At 67.5% G+C, this 1,763-nt stretch carries 1 protein-coding gene and 1 pseudogene; both read right to left on the bottom strand.

Annotated features, from left to right (window positions below):
• Positions 1-163: 163 nt before the first annotated feature.
• Positions 164-913: a class I SAM-dependent methyltransferase gene (locus AB0J42_RS30945; protein ID WP_364300641.1), complete on the bottom strand. Its 750-nt coding sequence runs from the start codon at positions 911-913 to the stop codon at positions 164-166.
• Positions 914-1,281: 368 nt separating this feature from the next.
• Positions 1,282-1,763: pseudogene (locus AB0J42_RS30940) on the bottom strand (hypothetical protein); the annotation flags it as partial.

Below are 1,763 nucleotides of genomic sequence, written 5' to 3'. Positions count from 1 at the left end.
TAAGCTTCTCTGCGCCGATGGTACTGCACTCGGGAGGGTGTGGGAGAGTAGGTCGCCGCCGGACAATCTTTGATATGGGAAAGGGCTCCGACGATTATGTCGGGGCCCTTTCTTATTTGTTTTGGAGGGCTCTGGGGTTGCTACCTCAGGGCCTTTCTGCGTTTCAGGGGATGGTTTTCCGGCGGAGTACGAACACTCCCCACCCCAGGTACTCTCGGCCGTACTCCAGGTGCGAGCGCCTGGCCGTGGACAGGAACTGCCGCATGGCTTCGGCGTCGGGGTCCGCGGGGTTCTCGCGAAGCCAGTCGCTCATCGTCCACCACTGGCTCGCCACGTAACGGTCCCAGCTGTCCGGGCTGGCCAGCACCATTTCCAGCAGCTCGAATCCCGCCTGCTCGAAACGCTCGTTCGTACCGGCGAGTGAAGTGAAGGTGTCCTCTTCCATGGAGAGGGCCCGCAACGCTTCAGGTGGGGGCGGGGCGGTCCAGTAGCACTCTCCGACCAGCGCGATCCCGTCCCGGCGGAGTGGGCGGCGCATCACATCGAGGGTGCCGGCGAGGCCGTCGCCGATCCAGGTCGCGCCGATGCAGGAGACGATGTCGAACGCGTGGGGTTCGGCCTCGTAGGTGCCGGCGTCGGCTTCGACGAACTGGATGCGGTCGGCGACGCCCAGTTCGTCGGCGCGTTTTCTCGCCGCTTCCAGGAATACCTTGCTGATGTCGATGCCGATGCCCTGGTGGCCGTAGCGCGCGGACCAGCGGCTGAGCATCTCGCCTTTTCCGCAGGCGAGGTCGAGCTGCCGCATATTCGCGTCGATGCGGCAGATTTCGCCCAGGAGATCGAGTTTGTCGTCGGTCAGCGGGTTGAGTATGCGGTGGCGGGCTTCGGCTATTTCATGGAAGCGCAGAGACATGCGGACAGTTTCGCGGAATGGCGTCGGGGCCTGCCACGGGATTTGCGGGCCTGAGGTGAGGAGATCCCTTGCTGAGCGGGACTTGGACAGGCCATGGCTTGCTAGGCTGGGAACGTACCGGGCCACCCCAACCACGGGTGGCCTTCGTCGCGTAAGGCCCGGGATGGGCGGCGACCAGCCACGGCGGGCCCTTACGAGCAACAGCGGCTCGCTGAGTGAGCCAACGAAATGGACCAGAAGTGAACAGAGACAGCGGATCGGACGGCGAGCAGCGCGGGCGCGGCGATAACGGGGGTAAGCGCTCGTACGGCGGCAGGGACGGCGGTTACAGTTCCCGCGGGCGTGACGAGCGAGACCGTCCGTTCCGCTCAGGTGACGACAGGCGCTCCTACCAGGGGCGGGGCCGGGGTGAGGGCGGCCGGCCGTTCCGCGACCGCGACGGTTACCAGGATCGCGATCGCCGTTCCTCCAGTGACCGCGGTGAGGGCCGTCCGCCCAGGGATCGTGACGAGCGTCGTCCGTACCGGGACCGCGACGACCGTGGGCCCCGGCAGGAGCGCGGCTACGGCGGTGAGCGCCGGTCGTTCCGGGACCGGGATGACCGTGGTCCGCGAGGTGAGGGCGAGCGCAGGCCGTTCCGCGACCGCGACGACTGGCGGCCGCGCGGTGAGGGCGAGCGCCGCCCCTATCGGGACCGGGATGACCGCGGCTCCCAGCGCGACTCGTACAGAGGCCGGGACTCTCGGGATCGTGGCGAGGGCCGCCCGTTCCGGGACCGGGACGACCGTGGCTCCTATCGGGATCGCGGTGAGCGTCGTCCGTATCAGGACCGTGGTGAAGGCCGGTCGTA

Source organism: Nonomuraea sp. NPDC049649 (assembly GCF_040675175.1).
Lineage (GTDB): Bacteria > Actinomycetota > Actinomycetes > Streptosporangiales > Streptosporangiaceae > Nonomuraea.
The sequence above is the reverse complement of the archived record's forward strand: the minus strand, read 5'-3'. Positions and strand labels throughout refer to the sequence as shown.

Coding starts and splice junctions, on each gene's coding strand:
- AB0J42_RS30945 (WP_364300641.1), bottom strand. CDS start 913: ATGTCTCTGCGCTTCCATGAAATAGCCGAAGCCCGCCACCGCATACTC.